Source organism: Enterococcus sp. AZ156 (assembly GCF_051714165.1).
In the GTDB taxonomy this organism is placed as follows: Bacteria; Bacillota; Bacilli; order Lactobacillales; family Enterococcaceae; genus Enterococcus_B; species Enterococcus_B pernyi.
This window is the reverse complement of record NZ_JBIORI010000001.1, coordinates 1,768,491-1,788,229: the sequence shown is the minus strand read 5'-3', so window position 1 is coordinate 1,788,229 and position 19,739 is coordinate 1,768,491. Positions and strand designations below refer to the sequence as shown.

14 protein-coding genes and 2 pseudogenes are annotated in these 19,739 nt (G+C 39.1%); 15 read left to right on the top strand and 1 reads right to left on the bottom strand.

Annotation, left to right across the window (positions count from 1 at the left end):
- Nucleotides 1–57 precede the first annotated feature (57 nt).
- The 13 genes and pseudogenes from IGJ95_RS08470 (at nucleotide 58) to IGJ95_RS08410 (ending at nucleotide 16,093) form a co-directional block, all read left to right on the top strand.
- Nucleotides 58–1,767 (top strand): proline--tRNA ligase, encoded by a 1,710-nt coding sequence (locus tag IGJ95_RS08470; protein WP_010735191.1) that lies wholly within the window; start codon nucleotides 58–60, stop codon nucleotides 1,765–1,767.
- A gap of 404 nt (nucleotides 1,768–2,171) precedes the next feature.
- Complete coding sequence (locus tag IGJ95_RS08465; RefSeq protein ID WP_137072540.1) at nucleotides 2,172–6,524, top strand: PolC-type DNA polymerase III; 4,353 nt, start codon at nucleotides 2,172–2,174, stop codon at nucleotides 6,522–6,524.
- Between the two features lie 205 nt (nucleotides 6,525–6,729).
- Nucleotides 6,730–7,203 (top strand): ribosome maturation factor RimP, encoded by a 474-nt coding sequence (gene rimP / locus IGJ95_RS08460; protein WP_010735193.1) that lies wholly within the window; start codon nucleotides 6,730–6,732, stop codon nucleotides 7,201–7,203.
- 21 nt (nucleotides 7,204–7,224) lie between these two features.
- Nucleotides 7,225–8,412: a transcription termination factor NusA gene (gene nusA, locus IGJ95_RS08455; RefSeq protein ID WP_010735194.1), complete on the top strand. Its 1,188-nt coding sequence runs from the start codon at nucleotides 7,225–7,227 to the stop codon at nucleotides 8,410–8,412.
- A gap of 23 nt (nucleotides 8,413–8,435) precedes the next feature.
- Nucleotides 8,436–8,729, top strand: a complete 294-nt coding sequence (gene rnpM / locus IGJ95_RS08450) for an RNase P modulator RnpM (protein ID WP_010735195.1) — start codon at nucleotides 8,436–8,438, stop codon at nucleotides 8,727–8,729.
- The gene (locus tag IGJ95_RS08445) at nucleotides 8,726–9,037 is read left to right on the top strand and encodes a YlxQ-related RNA-binding protein (protein ID WP_010735196.1); all 312 of its coding nucleotides are present in this window, start codon (nucleotides 8,726–8,728) and stop codon (nucleotides 9,035–9,037) included. Before rnpM ends, IGJ95_RS08445 begins: the two co-directional genes overlap by 4 nt.
- Nucleotides 9,038–9,049: 12 nt before the next feature.
- Nucleotides 9,050–9,472, top strand: a pseudogene (locus IGJ95_RS08440) (translation initiation factor IF-2 N-terminal domain-containing protein); the annotation flags it as partial.
- Between the two features lie 138 nt (nucleotides 9,473–9,610).
- A pseudogene (gene infB / locus IGJ95_RS08435) lies at nucleotides 9,611–11,500 on the top strand (translation initiation factor IF-2); the annotation flags it as partial.
- Nucleotides 11,501–11,524: 24 nt separating this feature from the next.
- Nucleotides 11,525–11,872 carry a 30S ribosome-binding factor RbfA gene (gene rbfA / locus IGJ95_RS08430; protein WP_010735198.1) on the top strand — a complete coding sequence of 116 codons (348 nt, stop codon included), beginning with the start codon at nucleotides 11,525–11,527 and terminating at the stop codon, nucleotides 11,870–11,872.
- Between the two features lie 507 nt (nucleotides 11,873–12,379).
- Nucleotides 12,380–13,303, top strand: a complete 924-nt coding sequence (gene truB, locus IGJ95_RS08425; protein WP_096081583.1) for a tRNA pseudouridine(55) synthase TruB — start codon at nucleotides 12,380–12,382, stop codon at nucleotides 13,301–13,303.
- 7 nt (nucleotides 13,304–13,310) lie between these two features.
- A complete protein-coding gene (gene ribF, locus IGJ95_RS08420) occupies nucleotides 13,311–14,255 on the top strand; it encodes a riboflavin biosynthesis protein RibF (RefSeq protein WP_153829751.1) in 945 nt (314 codons plus the stop codon).
- A gap of 190 nt (nucleotides 14,256–14,445) precedes the next feature.
- Entirely contained in the window at nucleotides 14,446–15,231 is a 786-nt protein-coding gene (locus tag IGJ95_RS08415) for a glucose-1-dehydrogenase (RefSeq protein WP_010735201.1), read from the top strand.
- Between the two features lie 10 nt (nucleotides 15,232–15,241).
- The gene (locus IGJ95_RS08410) at nucleotides 15,242–16,093 is read left to right on the top strand and encodes a GRP family sugar transporter (RefSeq protein ID WP_023519841.1); all 852 of its coding nucleotides are present in this window, start codon (nucleotides 15,242–15,244) and stop codon (nucleotides 16,091–16,093) included.
- A gap of 49 nt (nucleotides 16,094–16,142) precedes the next feature.
- On the opposite strand, the gene IGJ95_RS08405 is transcribed toward IGJ95_RS08410, so the two are convergent.
- Complete coding sequence (locus tag IGJ95_RS08405; RefSeq protein WP_023519840.1) at nucleotides 16,143–16,601, bottom strand: helix-turn-helix domain-containing protein; 459 nt, start codon at nucleotides 16,599–16,601, stop codon at nucleotides 16,143–16,145.
- A 1,106-nt stretch (nucleotides 16,602–17,707) separates the two neighbouring features.
- Here IGJ95_RS08405 and IGJ95_RS08400 point away from each other — a divergent pair.
- Together IGJ95_RS08400 and IGJ95_RS08395 are read left to right on the top strand one after the other, a co-directional pair.
- Complete coding sequence (locus IGJ95_RS08400) at nucleotides 17,708–17,965, top strand: hypothetical protein (RefSeq protein WP_023519839.1); 258 nt, start codon at nucleotides 17,708–17,710, stop codon at nucleotides 17,963–17,965.
- A gap of 596 nt (nucleotides 17,966–18,561) precedes the next feature.
- Nucleotides 18,562–19,458: a 6-phosphofructokinase gene (locus IGJ95_RS08395; RefSeq protein ID WP_153829752.1), complete on the top strand. Its 897-nt coding sequence runs from the start codon at nucleotides 18,562–18,564 to the stop codon at nucleotides 19,456–19,458.
- Nucleotides 19,459–19,739: the final 281 nt, after the last annotated feature.

The following is a 19,739-nucleotide window of genomic DNA, read 5'->3' as shown; positions in this document are numbered from 1 at the left end:
AAAAGTAGGGTATAATGACATGCGTTAGATTATTTGAGGAATAAAGGAGTTTATATAATGAGACAATCAAAAATGTTGATTCCAACATTAAGAGAAGTTCCAAATGATGCGGAAGTATTAAGTCATCAAATCTTACTACGTGCCGGTTACATTCGTCAGGTTTCGGCTGGAATCTATTCTTATTTACCACTTGCAAATCGTGTATTAGAAAAATTAAAAACGATCATGCGCGAAGAATTTGAAAAAATCGGCGCAGTAGAAATGTTGATGCCAGCGATTTTACCTGCTGAGTTATGGCAAGAATCTGGTCGTTATGAAACATACGGTCCCAACTTGTATCGCTTGAATGATCGTAACGATCGTCAGATGATCTTAGGACCAACACATGAAGAAACATTTACAGAATTGATCCGTGATGAAGTCAATTCATACAAAAAATTACCTTTGAATCTTTATCAGATCCAAGCAAAATACCGTGATGAAAAACGTCCTCGTTTTGGACTATTGCGTGGACGCGAGTTTATCATGAAAGATGCTTATTCTTTCCATGCGTCTCAAGAGAGTTTGGATGAAACATACAAAGATTATGAAAAAGCTTATACAGAGATCTTTAAGCGTTGTGGTCTAGAGTTCCGCGCGATCATCGGTGACGGTGGGGCGATGGGCGGAAAAGACTCAAAAGAATTTATGGCAATCTCAGAAATTGGTGAAGACACGATTTGTTATTCAACAGAAAGTGACTATGCAGCAAATTTGGAGATGGCGACGAGCTACTATGTGCCAAAAAAATCCCATGAAACACAATTGGAAATGGAAAAGAAAGAAACACCAGATGTGAAAACCATCGAAGAGGTTGCAGCTTTCTTTGACGTTCAACCACAAAAAATTATTAAGTCTGTACTTTTCACAGCAGATGAGCAGCCTGTTCTAGTTTTAGTTCGCGGCGATCATGAAGTCAATGATGTGAAATTGAAAAACTTCTTAGGTGCAGATTTCTTAGAAGAAGCAACAGAAGAAGAAGCGAAAAACTATTTAGGCGCTGATTTTGGATCAGTTGGACCAATCGGTGTAGCAGAAGAAGTCAAAGTCTATGCGGATCGTCATGTTCAAGATCTGGCCAACGCGATTGCGGGAGCGAATGAAACTGGCTACCATTATATTAATGTCAATCCAGAACGTGATTTCAATGTCCTAGCATATGAAGACTTACGCTTTGTCCAAGAAGGCGATCCTTCGCCAGATAATAATGGCGTATTAGCCTTCACTCGAGGAATCGAGATTGGGCATATCTTCAAACTAGGTACACGTTACAGTGAATCAATGGGTGCTACTGTTCTTGATGAAAATGGTCGTGAAAAACACGTGATCATGGGTTGCTATGGTATCGGTGTGAGCCGTCTACTTTCAGCGATCGTTGAACAAAATGCTGACGAAAACGGTATTCACTGGCCAAAAGGCATTGCACCATTTGATTTGCATGTCGTACAAATGAACTTAAAAGATGAGTTCCAAACGAACTTGACGAATGAAGTGGAAAAAGCAATGAACGAAGCCGGTTATCAAGTACTTGTTGATGATCGCAATGAGCGTGCCGGTGTTAAGTTTGCTGATTCTGATTTGATCGGATGTCCAATCCGTATCACCGTCGGTAAAAAAGCAGTAGATGGCATCGTCGAAGTGAAAATCAAAAAAACAGGTGAAATGGTCGAAGTTCGGAAAGAAGAACTCGTAAATACACTACCGATTTTATTGAATCAAGGCGAATAAATAAGAGTGGAAAAGTCGTATCAGTCTTTTAGAAGACGGAAGCGACTTTTTCATTTCCTTTTCTTCAGTTAATGAACGGTGTTCAAGAAGCAACACTTCAATAATAAGCCAAAAAAATCAAAATGAAAAAGCCATTTTTCGATTTTCTTGTCTTATTCCTCAGTGCTGATCGCTTTTTTCACAACCTGATAAACGGTTTTCGAAAAGCTAACCTTCAACATTAAGCTGGAAAATTAAAAAATATGAAAAGCTATTTTCTGATTTTCCATCTTACTGCTCAGGTCAGAGCGCTTTTCTTACAACCTTAATGAAAATTTCCCTAAAAAGGGTTATACTAAATAGTATTGAAAAGTAAGGGTCGGAAATGGAATAATTTCTGGTCTTGACAGAAAGGGCGTATATTTTTGTCAGAAAAACGAGAGTTATTTGAGAAATTATTGGAGCAGATCCAATTAGAAGAAACAGAAAAAGCACATCCGCTTATTTCTGCTGGGGAAATGGAACAGGTGGTGGTCCATCGTAAATCTCGTCTGTGGGAGTTTACGTTACGTTTTCCAGCTATTTTGCCTGTGATGCTTTATCGCTCGCTGGTGCAGCATGTTATACTTGCATTCAAAGAAATTGCTGAGGTGAAAATCACAGTCCAAGCAGCGGATCAAACATTCGATGAACAACTCTTACAAGATTATTGGTCGCAAGCACTGGAAAGTCAGCAATGCGATACACCTTTAGTACAAAAGGTATTAAAGACGCAAGTACCAATGATCAAAGAGCATAAGGTGATTTTGCCTGTTGATGGTGAAGGAGCGATCGGCTATCTTAAACAACAATATCTGCCATTAGTAGAACAGTTATTTGTTAGTTACGGTTTTCCTAAGTTTCGAATCGAACCAGAAGTTGATGAGCAACAAGCAGAAAGAGTCCTAAAGCTTTTTGAAGAAAGACGACAAGAACAGGCTGAGGCGTTCATGAAACAAGCAGCTGAAAGCTTGATTGTTCATGAACAAAAGAAAAAAGAGCGCAAAGAGCAATTACCAGCGCTTGACGGGCCAATCCAGCTAGGTAGAAATATCCCGAATGATGAGCCTATCACACCGATGATCAATATCTTGGAAGAGGAACGCCGGGTAACGATCGAAGGCTACGTGTTCGATAAAGAAGTACGCGAGCTTCGTTCAAAACGTAAGATTTTGACATTGAAGATCACAGATTACACTTCTTCATTTATCGTCAAAAAGTTTTCAAATAATGAAAAAGATGAACAAATCTTTGAAGCAATCAGTACGGGTAGTTGGTTGAAAGTTCGTGGGAGTGTACAAGAAGACACGTTTGTTCGTGACCTAGTGATGAATGCCCAAGACATTTTAGAAGTCAAACATGCACCACGTAAAGATTATTCTCCTGAAGGGGAAAAGCGTGTCGAATTACATCTTCATAGTAATATGAGTACTATGGATGCAACGAACAATATTTCAGATCTTGTGGCACAGGCAGGTAAGTGGGGACATAAAGCAATTGCAATCACTGACCATGGCGGTGCACAAGCATTTCCAGAGGCACATAGTGCAGGGAAAAAAGCTGGTGTGAAGATCTTGTATGGTGTCGAAGCGAATGTGGTCGATGATGGGGTGCCGATTGCGTATAATGACGCCCATGATTCATTGAGTGAATCCACTTATGTCGTGTTTGACGTGGAGACAACAGGTTTGTCTGCTGTTTATGATACGATCATCGAGTTAGCTGCTGTTAAGATGTACAAAGGAAATGTCATCGAAAGTTTTGATGAATTTATCGATCCTGGACATCCCTTATCACGAACAACCATTGATTTGACAGGGATCACGGATGAAATGGTTCGCGGTTCAAAATCTGAGGAGGAAGTTTTACGCTTATTCTTGGAATTCTCAAAAGATGCGATCCTAGTTGCCCATAATGCGGCATTCGATATGGGATTTTTGAATACAAGTTATGCCAAATACAACATCCCTGAAGCAGCCAATCCAGTTATAGATACCTTAGAATTAGCTCGTTATTTATATCCACAATTCAAACGGTTTGGTTTAGGTGTACTATCCAAAAAATTCGGTGTTAGCTTGGAACAACATCACCGCGCGATTTATGACGCGGAAGCAACCGGACATCTGGCTTGGATATTTATCAAAGAAGCGATGGAAAACCACGAAATGTATTATCACGATCAGTTGAATGCCCATGTAGGTGAAGGTGATTCTTACAAACGGGCGCGACCTTTCCATGTCACATTACTGGCTAAAAACCAAGCTGGATTAAAAGACCTGTTCAAATTGATCTCGATGTCAAACGTCGATTATTTTGAACGCGTGCCACGAATCCCCCGATCACAGCTGAAAAAATTCCGACAAGATTTGTTAGTTGGCTCTGCCTGTGACAAGGGTGAGATTTTTGAAGCCATGATGCAAAAAGGGGTAGAAGAAGCACGTAACCGGGCGAAATTTTATGACTATATCGAAGTCATGCCTAAAGCTGTCTATGCACCACTCCTGGAGCAAGAGCTTGTCAAAAATGAACATGACTTAGAAGAAATCATTCGTAACTTAGTAGAAATCGGCAAATCATTAGATAAAATTGTTGTAGCGACAGGAAATGTCCACTACCTGAATGAAGAAGATGCGATCTATCGTAAAATCTTGGTCAATTCGATGGGGGGAGCCAATCCATTGAATCGTCACAGTCTGCCCGAAGTGCATTTCAGAACAACAGATGAGATGCTGACTGCATTCTCCTTCTTAGGTACGGATTTAGCAAAAGAAATCGTAGTTGAAAATACCAATAAGATTGCAGATATCTGTGAAGAAGTCGTGCCAGTGAAAGATGAATTATATACCCCTAAAATTCCTGGTTCGGAAGATGAAATCACGGATCTAAGTTATTCGAAGGCAAAACAAATGTATGGTGATCCATTACCGGATATCGTAGAAAAGCGTCTGAAAAAAGAGCTGGATTCGATCAATGGTAATGGCTTCTCAGTGATTTATTTGATTTCACAAAAGTTAGTGCATAAAAGTAATGAAGATGGCTATTTAGTAGGTTCTCGTGGCTCGGTTGGTTCTAGTTTCGTCGCAACCATGACAGGGATCACAGAGGTCAATCCATTGGCACCTCATTACTATTGCCCAGATTGTCAGTATTCGGAATTTTATGAAGATGGAACTTATGGTTCAGGATTTGATATGCCTGAGAAAAAATGTCCAAAATGCGGTACTCGTTTAAATAAAGATGGGCATGATATTCCGTTTGAAACATTCTTAGGTTTCCATGGCGATAAAGTACCCGATATTGATTTGAACTTCTCAGGGGATTATCAAGCAGAAGCCCATCATTATACGAAAGTATTGTTTGGCGAAGAATATGTCTATCGTGCGGGAACGATCGGTACTGTTGCGGATAAAACGGCGTATGGATTCGTTAAAGGGTTTGAACGCGACCACAACTTGCATTACCGCAGCGCCGAAGTGGATCGCTTAGCCAAAGGTGCTACTGGGGTCAAACGAACGACCGGACAGCATCCAGGAGGGATCATTGTTATCCCCGATTATATGGATGTATATGATTTCACGCCGATCCAATATCCGGCAGACGATCAGAATTCAGAATGGAAAACGACCCACTTTGATTTCCACTCGATCCATGACAATGTCTTGAAACTTGATATCCTGGGACACGATGATCCAACGGTGATCCGGATGTTGCAAGATTTATCTGGGATTGATCCACAAACGATCCCAACCGATGATCCAGAAGTCATGCGGATCTTTTCTGGACCCGAAGTCTTGGGAGTCACACAAGAACAGATTTATTCTAAAACAGGTACATTAGGGATACCGGAATTTGGGACACGTTTCGTTCGTGGGATGTTAGAGGAAACACACCCAACGACTTTTGCGGAATTATTGCAGATCTCTGGTCTTTCTCATGGTACGGATGTTTGGTTAGGGAATGCAGAGGAATTGATCAAACGTGGGGATGCGACGCTGGCTGAAGTAATCGGCTGTCGTGACGATATCATGGTTTATTTGATCCATGCTGGCTTAGATAGTGGGATGGCGTTCAAAATCATGGAGACGGTGCGTAAAGGATTATGGAATAAGATCCCTGACGAATTGCGTGAAACGTATTTGACCGCAATGAAAGAAAATAACGTACCTGACTGGTACATCGATTCTTGTTCGAAAATCAAATACATGTTCCCGAAAGCCCATGCGGCTGCTTATGTCTTGATGGCGCTACGGGTTGCTTATTTCAAAGTTTATTTTCCGATATTGTATTACTGTGCCTATTTTTCCGTTCGTGCAGATGACTTTAATCTTGTCGCTATGTGCAAAGGAAAAGAAGCAGTGAAAGAGGCGATGAAGGAAATCACGGATAAAGGCTTAGATGCTTCTGTAAAAGAAAAGAATCAGTTGACAGTTTTAGAGTTAGCCAATGAGATGCTAGAACGTGGCTTGAAATTCGGAATGATCGATTTATACAAATCCGATGCAGTAAACTTTGTGATCGAAGGAGACACGCTGATTGCGCCATTCCGTGCGGTACCAAGTTTAGGGGCCAACGTAGCGAAACAAATCGTCGAAGCTAGAAAAGATGGTCCTTTCTTATCCAAAGAAGACTTGGCAACTCGTGGGAAAGTCTCGAAGACATTGATCGAGTATATGACAGAAAATGGTGTCTTGAAAGATTTACCTGATGAAAATCAATTATCGTTATTTGATATGTTATAAAAGTCAACGTGAGAAATGAAAATGAATCAAAATGAAAGCAAAGATTAGTAAAGCTGGTTGCCAGTTGGTTCTAATGATATGGCTTGTCATTTAGAGTGATTTATGTTATAGTTATTTAAGGTAATGATACTAACTGTGAGTGAGCGGAATTTTCGCTCACTCTTTTTAATGGAATTACGGATCTAATTTTAAGGAGGCGAAATCTTTGAGTAGCGTCGTTGAAACAGTCACAGAAATGGTGACACCGATCTTAGATGAACAAAAGTTTGAGCTAGTAGAAGTAGAATTTGTCAAAGAAGGAAAAAGCTGGTTTTTACGGGTGTTTATAGATAAAGAAGGCGGAATCGACATTGAAGAATGCGCATTTGTCAGTGAAAAATTAAGTGAGAAACTTGATACGACAGAGCCAGACCCGATACCACAAGCATATTTCCTAGAGGTATCATCTCCAGGCGCAGAACGCCCTTTGAAAAAAGAGGCAGATTATGAAAAAGCACGAGGAGAGTATATCCATGTGTCTTTATATCAACCAGTTGACGGAGAAAAACAATACGAAGGTTTTCTCCAATCATTTGATGCTGAACAGCTTACATTGAAGATACGCATAAAGACACGGGAAAAAGAAATTGTTTTTGACCGTAAGAATATTGCCAAAGCTCGCTTAGCAATCCAATTTTAATCACGGAGAGGAAACAGAAGAATGAGTAAAGAAATGTTGAACGCGTTAGATGCTTTAGAGGCTGAAAAAGGAATCTCAAAAGAAATCGTGATCGACGCTTTAGAAGCTGCGTTAGTTTCTGCATACAAACGCCATTATGGGCAAGCACAAAACGTAGAAGTAGAATTTGAACAAAAAAAAGGCAAGATCCATGTCTATGCAGTGAAAGAAGTCACTGAAGAAGTGATGGACTCACAATTAGAAGTATCTTTGAAAGACGCCTTGTTGATCAATCCTGCTTACGAGATCGGTGACAAGATCCGTTTTGAAGTCACACCAAAAGATTTCGGTCGTATCGCTGCCCAAACAGCGAAGCAAGTCATCTTGCAACGTGTACGTGAAGCAGAACGCACGATCATCTATAACGAATTCAGTGCTTATGAAAAAGACATTATGCAAGGGATCGTTGAACGTCAAGACAAACGTTATATCTATGTCAATTTAGGTAAAATCGAAGCGGTACTATCAAAACAAGACCAAATGCCAAATGAATTTTATCAACCACATGATCGTATCAAAGTATATGTATCACGTGTTGAGAATACATCAAAAGGCCCTCAAGTCTTTGTTAGCCGTAGTCATCCTGATCTTTTGCGTCGCTTGTTCGAACAAGAAGTACCAGAAGTTTATGATGGACTTGTTGAAATCGTCAGTGTGGCTAGAGAAGCAGGCGATCGTTCAAAAGTGGCTGTCCGCTCAACGGATCCGAATATCGATGCTGTCGGCACGTGTGTTGGTCCTAAAGGCCAACGTGTCCAAGCGATCGTGAATGAATTGAAGGGCGAAAACATGGATATCGTCGAGTGGGATGAAGATCCTGCGGTGTTCATTGCGAACGCATTGAATCCTTCACAAGTCGTGGATGTCATTTTTGACGAACAAAATCCAAAAGCTTGTACGGTCGTGGTACCGGATTATCAGTTGTCATTGGCAATCGGTAAACGCGGACAAAATGCGCGTCTAGCAGCCAAATTGACGAACCACAAAATCGACATCAAATCAGAGTCAGACATGACTGAATTCTATGAGAAAAAAGCTCAGGCAGAAGCAGCAATCTCTGAAGAATTACACGATGAAGCAATCATCCAATCAGATTTGACAGATGATGAATATCAAACAATCGCATTTGAAGACGAAACAGCTGAAGTAACTGAACAAGAAGAAATTTAACTGCTAGTGAAGGAGGCAAAGAGATGAAACAAAGGAAGATCCCTTTACGCAAATCTGTGGTTTCAGGTGAAATGAAACCAAAAAAAGAGATGATTCGTGTCACACGTTCAAAAGAAGGTGTGGTATCGATCGATCCTACTGGAAAAATGCCTGGACGAGGAGCGTATGTCTCACTTGAGCCGGAGGAAGTACAACAAGCTTGGGATAAACATCTCTTGGATCGTGTACTTGAAGCTAAGCTAACAGATGAATTTTATCAAGAACTATTAGATTACGTCACTCACCAAAAAGCCCGAAAAGAGCTATTTGGCGAATGAATGGAATGAATCGGCAAAAAGCCATGAATCTTATTGGTCTAGCGATGCGTGCAGGGAAAATGATCACAGGTGAAGAATTGACGATCGGAGACATCCGTCGTCAAAAAGCCAAGATCGTTTTCGTCGCAAGTGATGCCAGTGAGAATACCAGAAAAAAAATCAAAGATAAGAGTTCGTACTACGAAGTTCCTTGCTTTGAGCTGTTTTCTGAGGAAGAAATCACGCAGATGATCGGTAAACCTCGGAAAGTGATAGGAATCACGGACACCGGCTTTGCAAAAAAGGTCAAGGAGCTAATTGAAGGTTAGGAAGGTGATTGCATGGGCAATAAACGAATTTATGAACTAGCGAAAGAATGGAACAAGTCTAGTAAAGAGGTCGTTGATAAAGCGCAGAAACTTGGAATCGATGTGAAAAATCACATGGGTGCGGTCAGCACACAAGATGAAAAGAAACTGCAACAAGCGTTCAACCAACCACAGCAGAAAAAGCAACCAGTACAAAAAGCAAACCAAAAACCAGCCGGACAACAGCCAAGTAACCAAAAGAAAACAAACGAACCATCGAACCAACAAAAAAATAAAAGTAACCGCAACTATCAAGATCGCGGTCAAGGGAGCGGTCAAGTGAATCAAGGAAAAAACCAATCAACAAATCAGAATAAGAGTAACCAGACAGGTGGAAACAATCAAAACCGTCAAGGATCTACTCAAAACAATAATCAAAATCGCCAAGGTAACAACCAAGGCAGCAACCAAAACCGTCAGGGAACTACCCAAGGAAACAGCCAAGGTAGCAACCAAAACCGCCAAGGCTCTACCCAAGGAAACACTCAGGGCAGTAACCAAAACCGTCAAGGAGCAAACCAAGGCGGCGGCCAAAATAGAAACAATAATAACAATCGCGGCAAATTCAACAATAACAACCGCAATCGTTTCAACAAAAAAGGAAAAAAAGGCAAACAACAAACGTCAAACAAGCCAGCAGTTCCACCACGTAAATTCCGTGAGTTACCTGAAGTATTAGAGTATACAGAAGGTATGAATGTTGCAGATATCGCGAAGAAAATTCACCGCGAACCAGCAGAGATCATTAAAAAATTATTTATGCTAGGCGTGATGGTCAATCAAAACCAAGCATTAGATAAAGATACGATCGAATTGTTAGCAACAGACTACGGGATGGAACCACAAGAAAAAATCCAAGTAGATATTGCGGATATTGACAAATTCTTTGAAGCGGATGAAGTGAATCCAGAAAAATTAGTCTCACGTCCTCCAGTTGTTACGATCATGGGACACGTTGACCATGGTAAAACAACTTTACTCGATACCTTACGTCATTCTCGCGTAACAAGCGGAGAAGCCGGTGGTATCACACAGCATATCGGTGCGTATCAAATCGATATTGATGGCAAACCAATCACATTCTTGGATACACCAGGACATGCGGCCTTTACAAGTATGCGTGCGCGTGGTGCAAGTATCACTGATATCACGATTTTAGTTGTTGCCGCCGATGATGGCGTAATGCCACAGACTGTAGAAGCGATCAACCATGCGAAAGCAGCTGGTGTGCCAATCATCGTTGCAGTCAACAAAATCGATAAACCAGGTGCAAACCCACAACATGTGATGCAAGAATTAAGTGAATATGAATTGATTCCTGAAGCATGGGGTGGCGAAACGATTTTTGTAGAAATCTCAGCGAAATTCGGTCAAAACATCGAAGAACTATTAGAAATGATTCTTTTAGTCGCTGAAGTGGAAGACTTGAAAGCTGATCCAACACAACGTGCGATCGGTACAGTGATTGAAGCACGATTAGACAAAGGAAAAGGTCCTGTGACAACATTACTTGTTCAACAAGGTTCATTGAATGTTGGAGACCCAATCGTTGTCGGAAACACATATGGTCGTGTACGTGTAATGGTCAACGACTTAGGACGCCGTGAAAAAACAGCTGGACCAGCAACACCAGTTGAAATCACAGGATTGAATGATGTACCTCAAGCAGGCGATCGTTTTGTTGTCTTTGAAGATGAGAAAACAGCTCGTGCGGCGGGTGAAGAACGAGGCAAACGTGCGATGTTAGAACAACGTGCAGCAACTAGCCGTGTGACATTAGATAACTTGTTTGAAAGCTTAAAAGAAGGCGAATTAAAAGAAGTCAATGTCATAATCAAGGCTGATGTACAAGGTTCAGCAGAAGCACTAGCTGCTTCATTGAAGAAGATCGACGTTGAAGGCGTACGTGTCAAGATCGTCCATTCAGCTGTTGGAGCAATCAATGAAAGTGATGTAACGCTTGCTGCGGCAAGTAATGCGATCATCATTGGTTTCAATGTTCGTCCGACACCACAAGCGAAAATCCAAGCAGATACAGAAGAAGTGGATATCCGTCTTCACCGTATCATCTACAAAGCCATCGAAGAAATCGAAACAGCGATGAAAGGGATGCTAGATCCTGAATTTGAAGAGAAAATCACTGGTCAAATGACTGTCCGTGAAACCTTCAAAGTATCAAAAGTCGGAACGATCGCTGGTGCCTTTGTCACTGATGGTTACATTCGTCGTGATAGCGGCGTACGTGTCATTCGTGATGGCATCGTCATTTTCGAAGGACAATTAGCAAGCTTGAAACGCTTCAAAGACGATGTCAAAGAAGTGAAAATGGGCTTTGAATGTGGAGCAATGGTAGAGAAATTCAATGATCTTAAAGTAGACGATGTTATCGAAGGCTTTATCATGGAAGAAATCAAAGTCGACTAATTTAAAAAAAGGAGGCCGCTCATTATGGCTAACTATCGTGACCGCAGAGTCGGTCAAGAAATTTTAAAAGAAGTGAATGATATCTTACGCAAAAAGGTACGTGATCCACGTGTGGAAAACGTAACGATCACAGATGTGCATGTCACGGGTGATCTGCAACAAGCAACGATTTATTATAGCCTCTTATCTGACTTAGCCTCAGATAAGAAAAAAGCGCAAGAAGGGTTGAATAAAGCAAGTGGACTGATTCGTCGTGAATTAGGACATAACATGAGCATTTATAAAACACCTGAATTGACGTTTGAGCTAGACGAATCAGTTGTCTATGGTAATCATATCGATGAATTATTGCGTAATTTAAACAAAGACTAATGTTCTAGCGAGTTAAATCGTTCGTATCAATGGTCGAACAGGGAGGATACAATAACTGTATCCTCCCTGTTTTTTTTTTTTGTCTATTTTCATTCGACACTAGAGAGCCAAACAAAATACAACGAAAGAATCCAAAAATAAAAGGAGCCATTTTCGAATTTTTTCGTTGTATTCGTAGCAGATGATCATCGCTGAATTGTCCGCTTTTGGGGAAAACATGTTTCATCATAAAAGCAAAAGATAAGAATTGACTGATCAAAGAATCATCCGATCATCTACCAGATAACCATCCGTATAACCAATCAAAAGGTGCAAAGAAAAGATTTTCCATAGGTGCTCCCTCCTTTACAAAAAGAATACCACCTTTCTATTTACAACAGTGTGAACTTTTGTTACGTTTATGTTTCTAAAACAAAATAATCGTACATTTAAGGATCAATCCCGTCAGTTTTTGATCCGATGTGTTATAATAATTCAGTTAATACTTAAAAGAATGGAGAACAAAAGATGGAAGGCTTATTACCTTTATGGAAAGAACGCGGCATGACTAGCCACGATTGTGTATTCAAATTACGAAAAATTTTACATACAAAGAAAATCGGACATGGTGGGACATTAGATCCTGATGTAGATGGTGTTCTTCCAATTTGTATTGGTAAAGCCACTAAAGTCATTGAATATCTGACGGATTCGGGGAAGACCTACAAAGGAGAAATCACACTTGGCTACAGTACGACGACTGAAGACAAATCAGGTGAAATCGTTGAACAACGAGCGGTCACCGAAGCATTGACAGAGGAGCAAGTAGATGAAGCAATGGCTGCTTTTGTCGGTGAGATCACACAGATTCCTCCGATGTACTCGGCTGTGAAAGTCAATGGTCGACGTTTATATGAATATGCTCGAAATAATGAGACAGTGGAACGACCTGTTCGCAAGGCACAGATCTATCGTTTTGAACGAACAAGTGAAATCCTCTGGTCAAAAGAAGCAGGGACCGTTTCGTGGCGGTTTGAAGTCGAATGTGGCAAAGGTACCTATGTTCGGACGTTGGCTGTAGATACGGGGAGTAAGCTAGGCTATCCTGCGCATATGTCAGATTTGACGAGAACAGCGAGTGCCGGCATGGATGAATCCCAAGCAATTACTTTAGCTGAAGTAGCATCATATATGGAGAATGGTACGATCGAAGAGTATTTATTACCCATTGAAACGGGTGTAGCAAAGTTCAAACAGGTCGATATCGATGAAACAGTGTGGCAGAAAGTCAAGAATGGTATGCGCTTAGATTACCAAGTATTCGGTCTATCCGAGATGCCATCAGAAGAAATTGCCCTTTTTTATCAAGGAAAAGTAGTGAGTATCTACCAACCAAATCCAAAAGAAAAAAATAAGTTAAAACCAAGTAAAGTTTTAAGAAATGAGGTTTAATGTAAAAATGGAAATCATCAAAATCAGACACCCTTATCAAGTTTCTCAAATTCCGAAAGAAGACGTCGTATTGATCTTAGGTTTCTTTGACGGAGTTCATTTAGGACATCAGAAAGTGATTGAAACGGGGCGAGAAATTGCTCAAAGAGAGGGTCTGAAATTGGCATTGATGACATTTAATCAACATCCGTCAATCGTCTTTAAAAAAATCAATCCAAGTAACGTCAAATACTTGACTAAGTTAGAACAAAAAGAAGAAAAAATGGCAGAACTTGGGATCGATTATCTTTACGAAATTGAATTTACTTCTGCATTTGCTCACTTAGCCCCTCAAGATTTCGTTGATCAATATATTGTAGGGCTAAATGCTAAGTATGCCGTTTCTGGCTTTGACTATACGTATGGTCCAAAAGAAATTGCGGATGTCCCTCATCTCCCAGGTTATGCAAAAGGTCGCTTTGAAGTAGTCACTGTACCAAAAGAGCAACAAGAAGGGGAAAAAATCAGTTCTTCACGGATTCGTCAAGACTTGGATGCTGGGGATGTCGCGAGTGTGGCCCATTTGCTAGGATATATTTATGAAATCGACGGTGTGGTCATCCACGGGGACGCACGTGGTCGCTTATTAGGATTTCCGACAGCCAATGTCAAAGTTAAAAGCACCGTTCATTTACCAAAAGTGGGGGTCTATGTTTGTGAAATCAAAATCGGTGAGACGTGGTACCCAGCGATGGGATCAATCGGACATAATGATACATTTGGCGATGGACGTGAATTGACAGTCGAACTGTATATTCTAGATTTTGATCAAGATATCTATGGTGAACATGTCTACATTCGTTGGCACGAGTTTATCCGAGATCAAGTGAAGTTTGATGGAGCAGAAGCTTTGATCGAGCAATTAAAAGCAGACGAACGAGTAACTGCTGATTTTTTTGAACATGTTGAATAAGCAAATGTAGTATTCGAGAATAAGGAAGAAGCCCAATCAGGATAGCTGAAGGGCTTTCTTTTTTGGAAAGAATTTTTTAGTGCGTATGATTTGCTTTCACCTACACTGCGTAGTGTACACTGTCTTTATAGCTAATAACGAATGTTTTAAAATATCTGATATTAATGTGATAAAAGAAAGGGTGTCTTCTATGTATAAAGAATTAGAACAGAAAGTAGCTATAGTGACTGGTGGGTCCAAAGGGATCGGTACAGCCATTTCTCAGCGTTTTGGAGAAGAGAAGATGAAAGTAGTTGTAAATTACCATTCGGATGCTGATGGAGCAGAAGAAGCAGTTAAAGCGATTGAAGAAGCTGGGGGTCAAGCATTAGCTGTCAAAGCGGATGTAGGAACAGAAGAAGGCGTGCAGACTTTGATTGATCAAGCGATAAAAGCCTATGGTCAGTTGGATGTTTGGGTCAACAATGCTGGCACTGAAAACCAAAAACCTACGCACGAATTAAGCTTGGAAGAATGGGAAACTGTGATGCAAGTCAACCTTACTGGCGTGTTTTTAGGAACAAAAGCCGCGATCAATTATTTCAAAAAACACAAAGTAAAAGGAAGTATTATCAATCTTTCCTCTGTCCATGAACAAATCCCATGGCCGACCTTCTCACATTATGCCGCTTCAAAGGGTGGGGTAAAACTATTCACTCAAAGTGTTGCGATGGAGTATGCGCCTGAAGGAATACGTATCAATAGTATCGGACCAGGAGCGATCAAAACACCGATTAATGCCGAAAAGTTTGATGATCCAGAGCAAAAAGCGACAACAGAAAGCATGATCCCGATGGAACGCATTGGAAAACCAAGTGAAGTCGCCGCTGCGGCTGCTTGGTTGGCTTCAGATGAATCAAGCTACGTTACAGGTATCACGTTGTTTGTAGACGGTGGTATGACGCTTTATCCTTCATTTCAAGGTGGGAAAGGGTAGGGATTGATTGATGGGAATCTTAATTGCATTAATACCAGCGATTGGCTGGGGAATCCAACCACTGGTTTTGAAAAAAATCGGTGGACGTCCCACCAATGAAATATTGGGTACAGGTATTGGGGCATTACTCGTTGGTCTAGTTGTTCAATTGTTCATGTCACCCGGTGGTATTTCGATTACTACATTTTTGATCAGTCTTTTATCTGGGGCGTTTTGGGTCATTGGCCAAATCGGACAATATACGACGTTCAATTTGATCGGCGTATCCAAAACAATGCCTATTTCCACTGCGATGCAGCTTGTTGGAACGTCACTCATTGGTGTTTTTGCTTTTGGCGAATGGTCAGGAACAACAGGGAAAGTGATTGGTGGAGTAGCGATCGTCTTGCTAGTGATTGGTTCTGCACTAACAGCAGTAACTGATAGGGGAAGTAAACAAGGTGGAATAACTAAAGGAATTTCGATTCTTGCTTCTACGAGTATTGGTTATTGGGTGTACAGTGCATTACCTAAATTAGTCAATGCAGATGGTGTAGCTATCTTCTTTCCACAAATGTTAGGTGTTTTCTTAGCAGCGGCTATTTACGTCGTCTTGAAGCAACCAAAAGCGTACGGAGATGGAAAAAGTTGGAAAGCGACGATCGTCGGAGTCATTTTTAGTTTAGCCGCATTTGCTTATATATTTTCAGCTAGTGCCAATGGAGTAGCTACTGCCTATATCATCACACAACTGAACGTAGTGATCTCAACATTAGGTGGTATGGTTATTTTGCACGAAAAGAAGAGCAAAAAAGAATTAAGATACACGTTGATCGGGTTAGCCTTGATTGTCGGGGGTAGTATGATTACTGTGCTGATTTAAAAAATAAAGCAATGTAAGACATCGACTAACAAAAATGTCTTACACTGCTTTATTTTGGTGCGGTCAATGAGATATCCGTTCGTTTTAAAACAGCTTCATTAAACCAAGTACCAAAACTTTGAACATAGTTAAAATTCCCGCTAATGATAAATTCCGCGCAGGTATCATCTAAGACATTATAAAAAAAGTAACGATCTTCTTTATTTGAATAAACATCTTGATGATAGCTGATCATACAATCTCTAAATTGGTGCAATGACTCCAACGTTTCGTACTGAAGGTAGAATTTTAGGACTACTGCACTATTTATTGGTTGGTCAGTTCCTACGAAGCTTGGTTTGTTTTTAAGAGAGAACTGTAGAAACTCTGACAGATTTTCTTCTGAGAATTTCCATTTTCCTCCAACCTTTATCCCCTGTAGTTTTCCCTCGCGTAGATAATTTCGTACAGAACGAGTAGTTACTCCTAGAATCTCTGCAACTTCATTGACTGAATAATAATTCTTCATCAGTTTTCCTTCCTCCGTTTTCTTGAATGATAGAAACAAATAACTAGTACCATTTACGAGTTAGGTAAATGATTTTTGCTATTATGATTTGCCTATCAATTATATAAATATAGCGTAAAATAATAAATAAATAGAGAAAAAATAAGGATATCTTTCAAATTATTATACTCAATATAAAGCATTAAAACCATAATTTTTGAAGATTATTGTTATGTTTTTAAACTTTTGCAAAATATCGATAAGGTAAATATCAAGTCTGTAAACAATCCGCCTAAACCTTTTCTAAAACATTCTCTAAAATTTGTGAGTGTTTCAATATAGGATAGCTAGTTACTTCTTAATTCAGTGTCTAAAATCCTGCAATCCATGAAAACAGTACGAATAAGCTGTTTAATAAAAATAAACTTATTCCTAACTTTTCCTAACAAAGATATTGACTTTTACATTAATCGCGTTATACTAATGTTAGGAAAAAAAGTGAAATTTTTTCCTAAATACTAGAGAGGAGGACAGTGATAGTTAGCTCAAAGGATCTGTGAAGAGTCTCTAAGCACATTAAATGACCGTATACCAAAGTGAAGTCATGTAGTTGTTCTAGATGATTAGCAAATGGACCAAAGCTTACACCGTTCTTTTTTATGGTAGAAACGAAGTTAGTACACTAAAAAACTCCCCTTTTTTGTACAGACTAACTTTAGTTTCCTAAAAATCCCCATATTGTGAGGCAAATGATTTCGTCTATGATTTGCCTCACAATAATCAATTGTAAGTTAACGATGACCAAGATCAGATAAGAAGGATAAACCTTATCTATATAGTGAATCTTATGTGTATACATACCATTTTGAGATGAAAACTACTACTTATTCGCATTTGATTATTTTACGATGTAAAGTAAATGCAAGAATCGATCACCCGCCAAGAATAAAGGAACTCTTATCTTTGGAATAAGGAATAAGAACAAGTAATACGGTTAATGCTTTTGAAAAGGCAGTCCAAGTGAAGTAATATTCAGAACACCATCAATTTCGAAGAATTGCTGTTAAAAGAAGACAATCAATAGTAGAACTATTGGTTATGGAGTTATAGGAAAGGAAGAAAAAGAAATGAAGTTAAACAAAGCGATCGCTTATGAAAAATTAGGAAATACAATCTACTTGTCATCAGATGAGGGAATCTTTCTACTGGAGAATGAAGTAGCGACATATATCTTCGATCTTCTGACAAAGGAACAGACCATCAAAGAAATCAAATTAAAAGTAAAAGAAAAGTTTAGTCACGCGAATGAACTGACAAAAGAAGGAACAGATTTATTTATTGAAAATTTTTTAACTGATTTGTCGAAGCGATCGATTGTTTGTTAAATGAAAAGCACATTATCTAACTCTATGTTGGATCATTCAACATGAAACAGCTCTAATTGTTGCTACGAATAAAATATACATGTTACAGCTGGAGGTACAATAAGTTTAAAGCTGTTTTATTTTGAGTTATCGAACGTTAAAAATAGACTGCAAGTCACACTTGCGGTCTATTTTTTTGTTGATGACAGATCCAAAGCCTGATTCGATGATCACCAATAAAAGAAATGTCTTTGTCTTTCTCGCTTTCTAGGTGTTGCCGTGAGACAAAAATATCATAATTTGTTCTGTCGCAATTGCTACTATTATTTTAGTATTCCTATACTTTTTTCTACCAATAAAAAAACCTCTATGCTATATTGGAATAAATATGGTATATTTTACTTAAATAGAAAACAGCGGAAAGATACTATGTTTATCCTATGGAAATCACAAAATTAAGTGACTTTTCGAAAACTTTTACGATTAAATGATACCGATTACATAGGGCTGCTATTTATTTGATCGGCATGAGAAATTACTACTGACTGAGGAAGATAGCTCTTGGAACTAACTTAGTATAGAAATTCAATGAAAGAATACAGTGAGGGGAAAAGAATATGGCGAAAAAAGTTGGGATTTTATCAATAGAAGGCTATGTAAAAGGGGGAGAGCGATTAGTGGAACAGCTTGTGCTTTCCATACCTGAACAAGAAATCGAATTATTCGCAATCAATTTTTCTGAAGAACAATATATCCAAACAAAGTTGGATCAAAATATAAATAATTGGCATTTATTTGATTGTTCCTATTTATGTTCAGAAACTAACCATGTAAACTATCAATTTATTCAATTGATCAAAGAGGCAAATTACGACTCCTTCGTATTATTAGGTGGGACTTCGAGTGTTGTATTTGCAAATGAGCTACGTAGCCATGGACTTTCAGTAATCACTGTACCAGTATCCAACTATCTTGATTATCCAAGTGGTGACTATACAGTAGGTTCAGATACATTTATCAACGGCGTAACAAAAGTGATTGATCGGATAGTCGATACTGGACATTCTCATCAAAAAGTAACGTTCATCCAAATTGACGATACCATCACAGGTAAAGTCACAAGAGAACTATCTTTGACAAATGAAATCGATGTTTGTATTGCTAATCAACTTGATTTAACGAATAATAAAAAATATCTTTTGAAACATATGAATAGCCATCCTATGCATTTTTTATTGAACCGTTCAGTTAGTTCAATCGATTCTTTTGTTGAAACGTTTTGTCCCACATTATCCGACTATAGAAGTATTGTTTTAGATAATTTAGCCATTGGACAGTCGATGATCACCGCGTTTGATCGAATTGCGGTAATTGAATTAGCGAATGTCATAACTGATTTACTTAACGACAAGCAATGTTTAGACGCTGAATTGTATTTCTCACATGGGAAGGTGTTGTTTGAACAAAGTCCTTATCATCAAAATGTGAAAAACAAGCGGTGGAGTAACTATTAGTAAGCAAATTGTTACAGGATAGAATGTCACGTTCCACGAAATAATTTTCGGTAATCAGGATCTGGCAAAAAGGTAACCCTTCAAATTATTTCTCGCAAGCAAATCAATAAAAAATTCTAACTCAAAGCAACACATGAGTTAGTTTTTTTGTTATTGTCATTTAGTAAAAAAGATAAGATAAAAATTTTTATAAATTAATCTTTTATATTACGTTATATAATGTTATTATATTTGTGAAAAACAGTTATTTTATTTACTTTGATATAAACGGAAATAGTAAA

What these genes read in the sequence shown, in the direction of transcription:
- IGJ95_RS08470 (WP_010735191.1), top strand. Translation starts at nt 58, where the DNA reads ATGAGACAATCAAAAATGTTGATTCCAACATTAAGAGAAGTTCCAAAT.
- nusA (WP_010735194.1), top strand. Translation starts at nt 7,225, where the DNA reads ATGAGTAAAGAAATGTTGAACGCGTTAGATGCTTTAGAGGCTGAAAAA.
- rnpM (WP_010735195.1), top strand. Translation starts at nt 8,436, where the DNA reads ATGAAACAAAGGAAGATCCCTTTACGCAAATCTGTGGTTTCAGGTGAA.
- IGJ95_RS08445 (WP_010735196.1), top strand. Translation starts at nt 8,726, where the DNA reads ATGAATGGAATGAATCGGCAAAAAGCCATGAATCTTATTGGTCTAGCG.
- rbfA (WP_010735198.1), top strand. Translation starts at nt 11,525, where the DNA reads ATGGCTAACTATCGTGACCGCAGAGTCGGTCAAGAAATTTTAAAAGAA.
- truB (WP_096081583.1), top strand. Translation starts at nt 12,380, where the DNA reads ATGGAAGGCTTATTACCTTTATGGAAAGAACGCGGCATGACTAGCCAC.
- ribF (WP_153829751.1), top strand. Translation starts at nt 13,311, where the DNA reads ATGGAAATCATCAAAATCAGACACCCTTATCAAGTTTCTCAAATTCCG.
- IGJ95_RS08415 (WP_010735201.1), top strand. Translation starts at nt 14,446, where the DNA reads ATGTATAAAGAATTAGAACAGAAAGTAGCTATAGTGACTGGTGGGTCC.
- IGJ95_RS08410 (WP_023519841.1), top strand. Translation starts at nt 15,242, where the DNA reads ATGGGAATCTTAATTGCATTAATACCAGCGATTGGCTGGGGAATCCAA.
- IGJ95_RS08405 (WP_023519840.1), bottom strand. Translation starts at nt 16,601, where the DNA reads ATGAAGAATTATTATTCAGTCAATGAAGTTGCAGAGATTCTAGGAGTA.
- IGJ95_RS08400 (WP_023519839.1), top strand. Translation starts at nt 17,708, where the DNA reads ATGAAGTTAAACAAAGCGATCGCTTATGAAAAATTAGGAAATACAATC.
- IGJ95_RS08395 (WP_153829752.1), top strand. Translation starts at nt 18,562, where the DNA reads ATGGCGAAAAAAGTTGGGATTTTATCAATAGAAGGCTATGTAAAAGGG.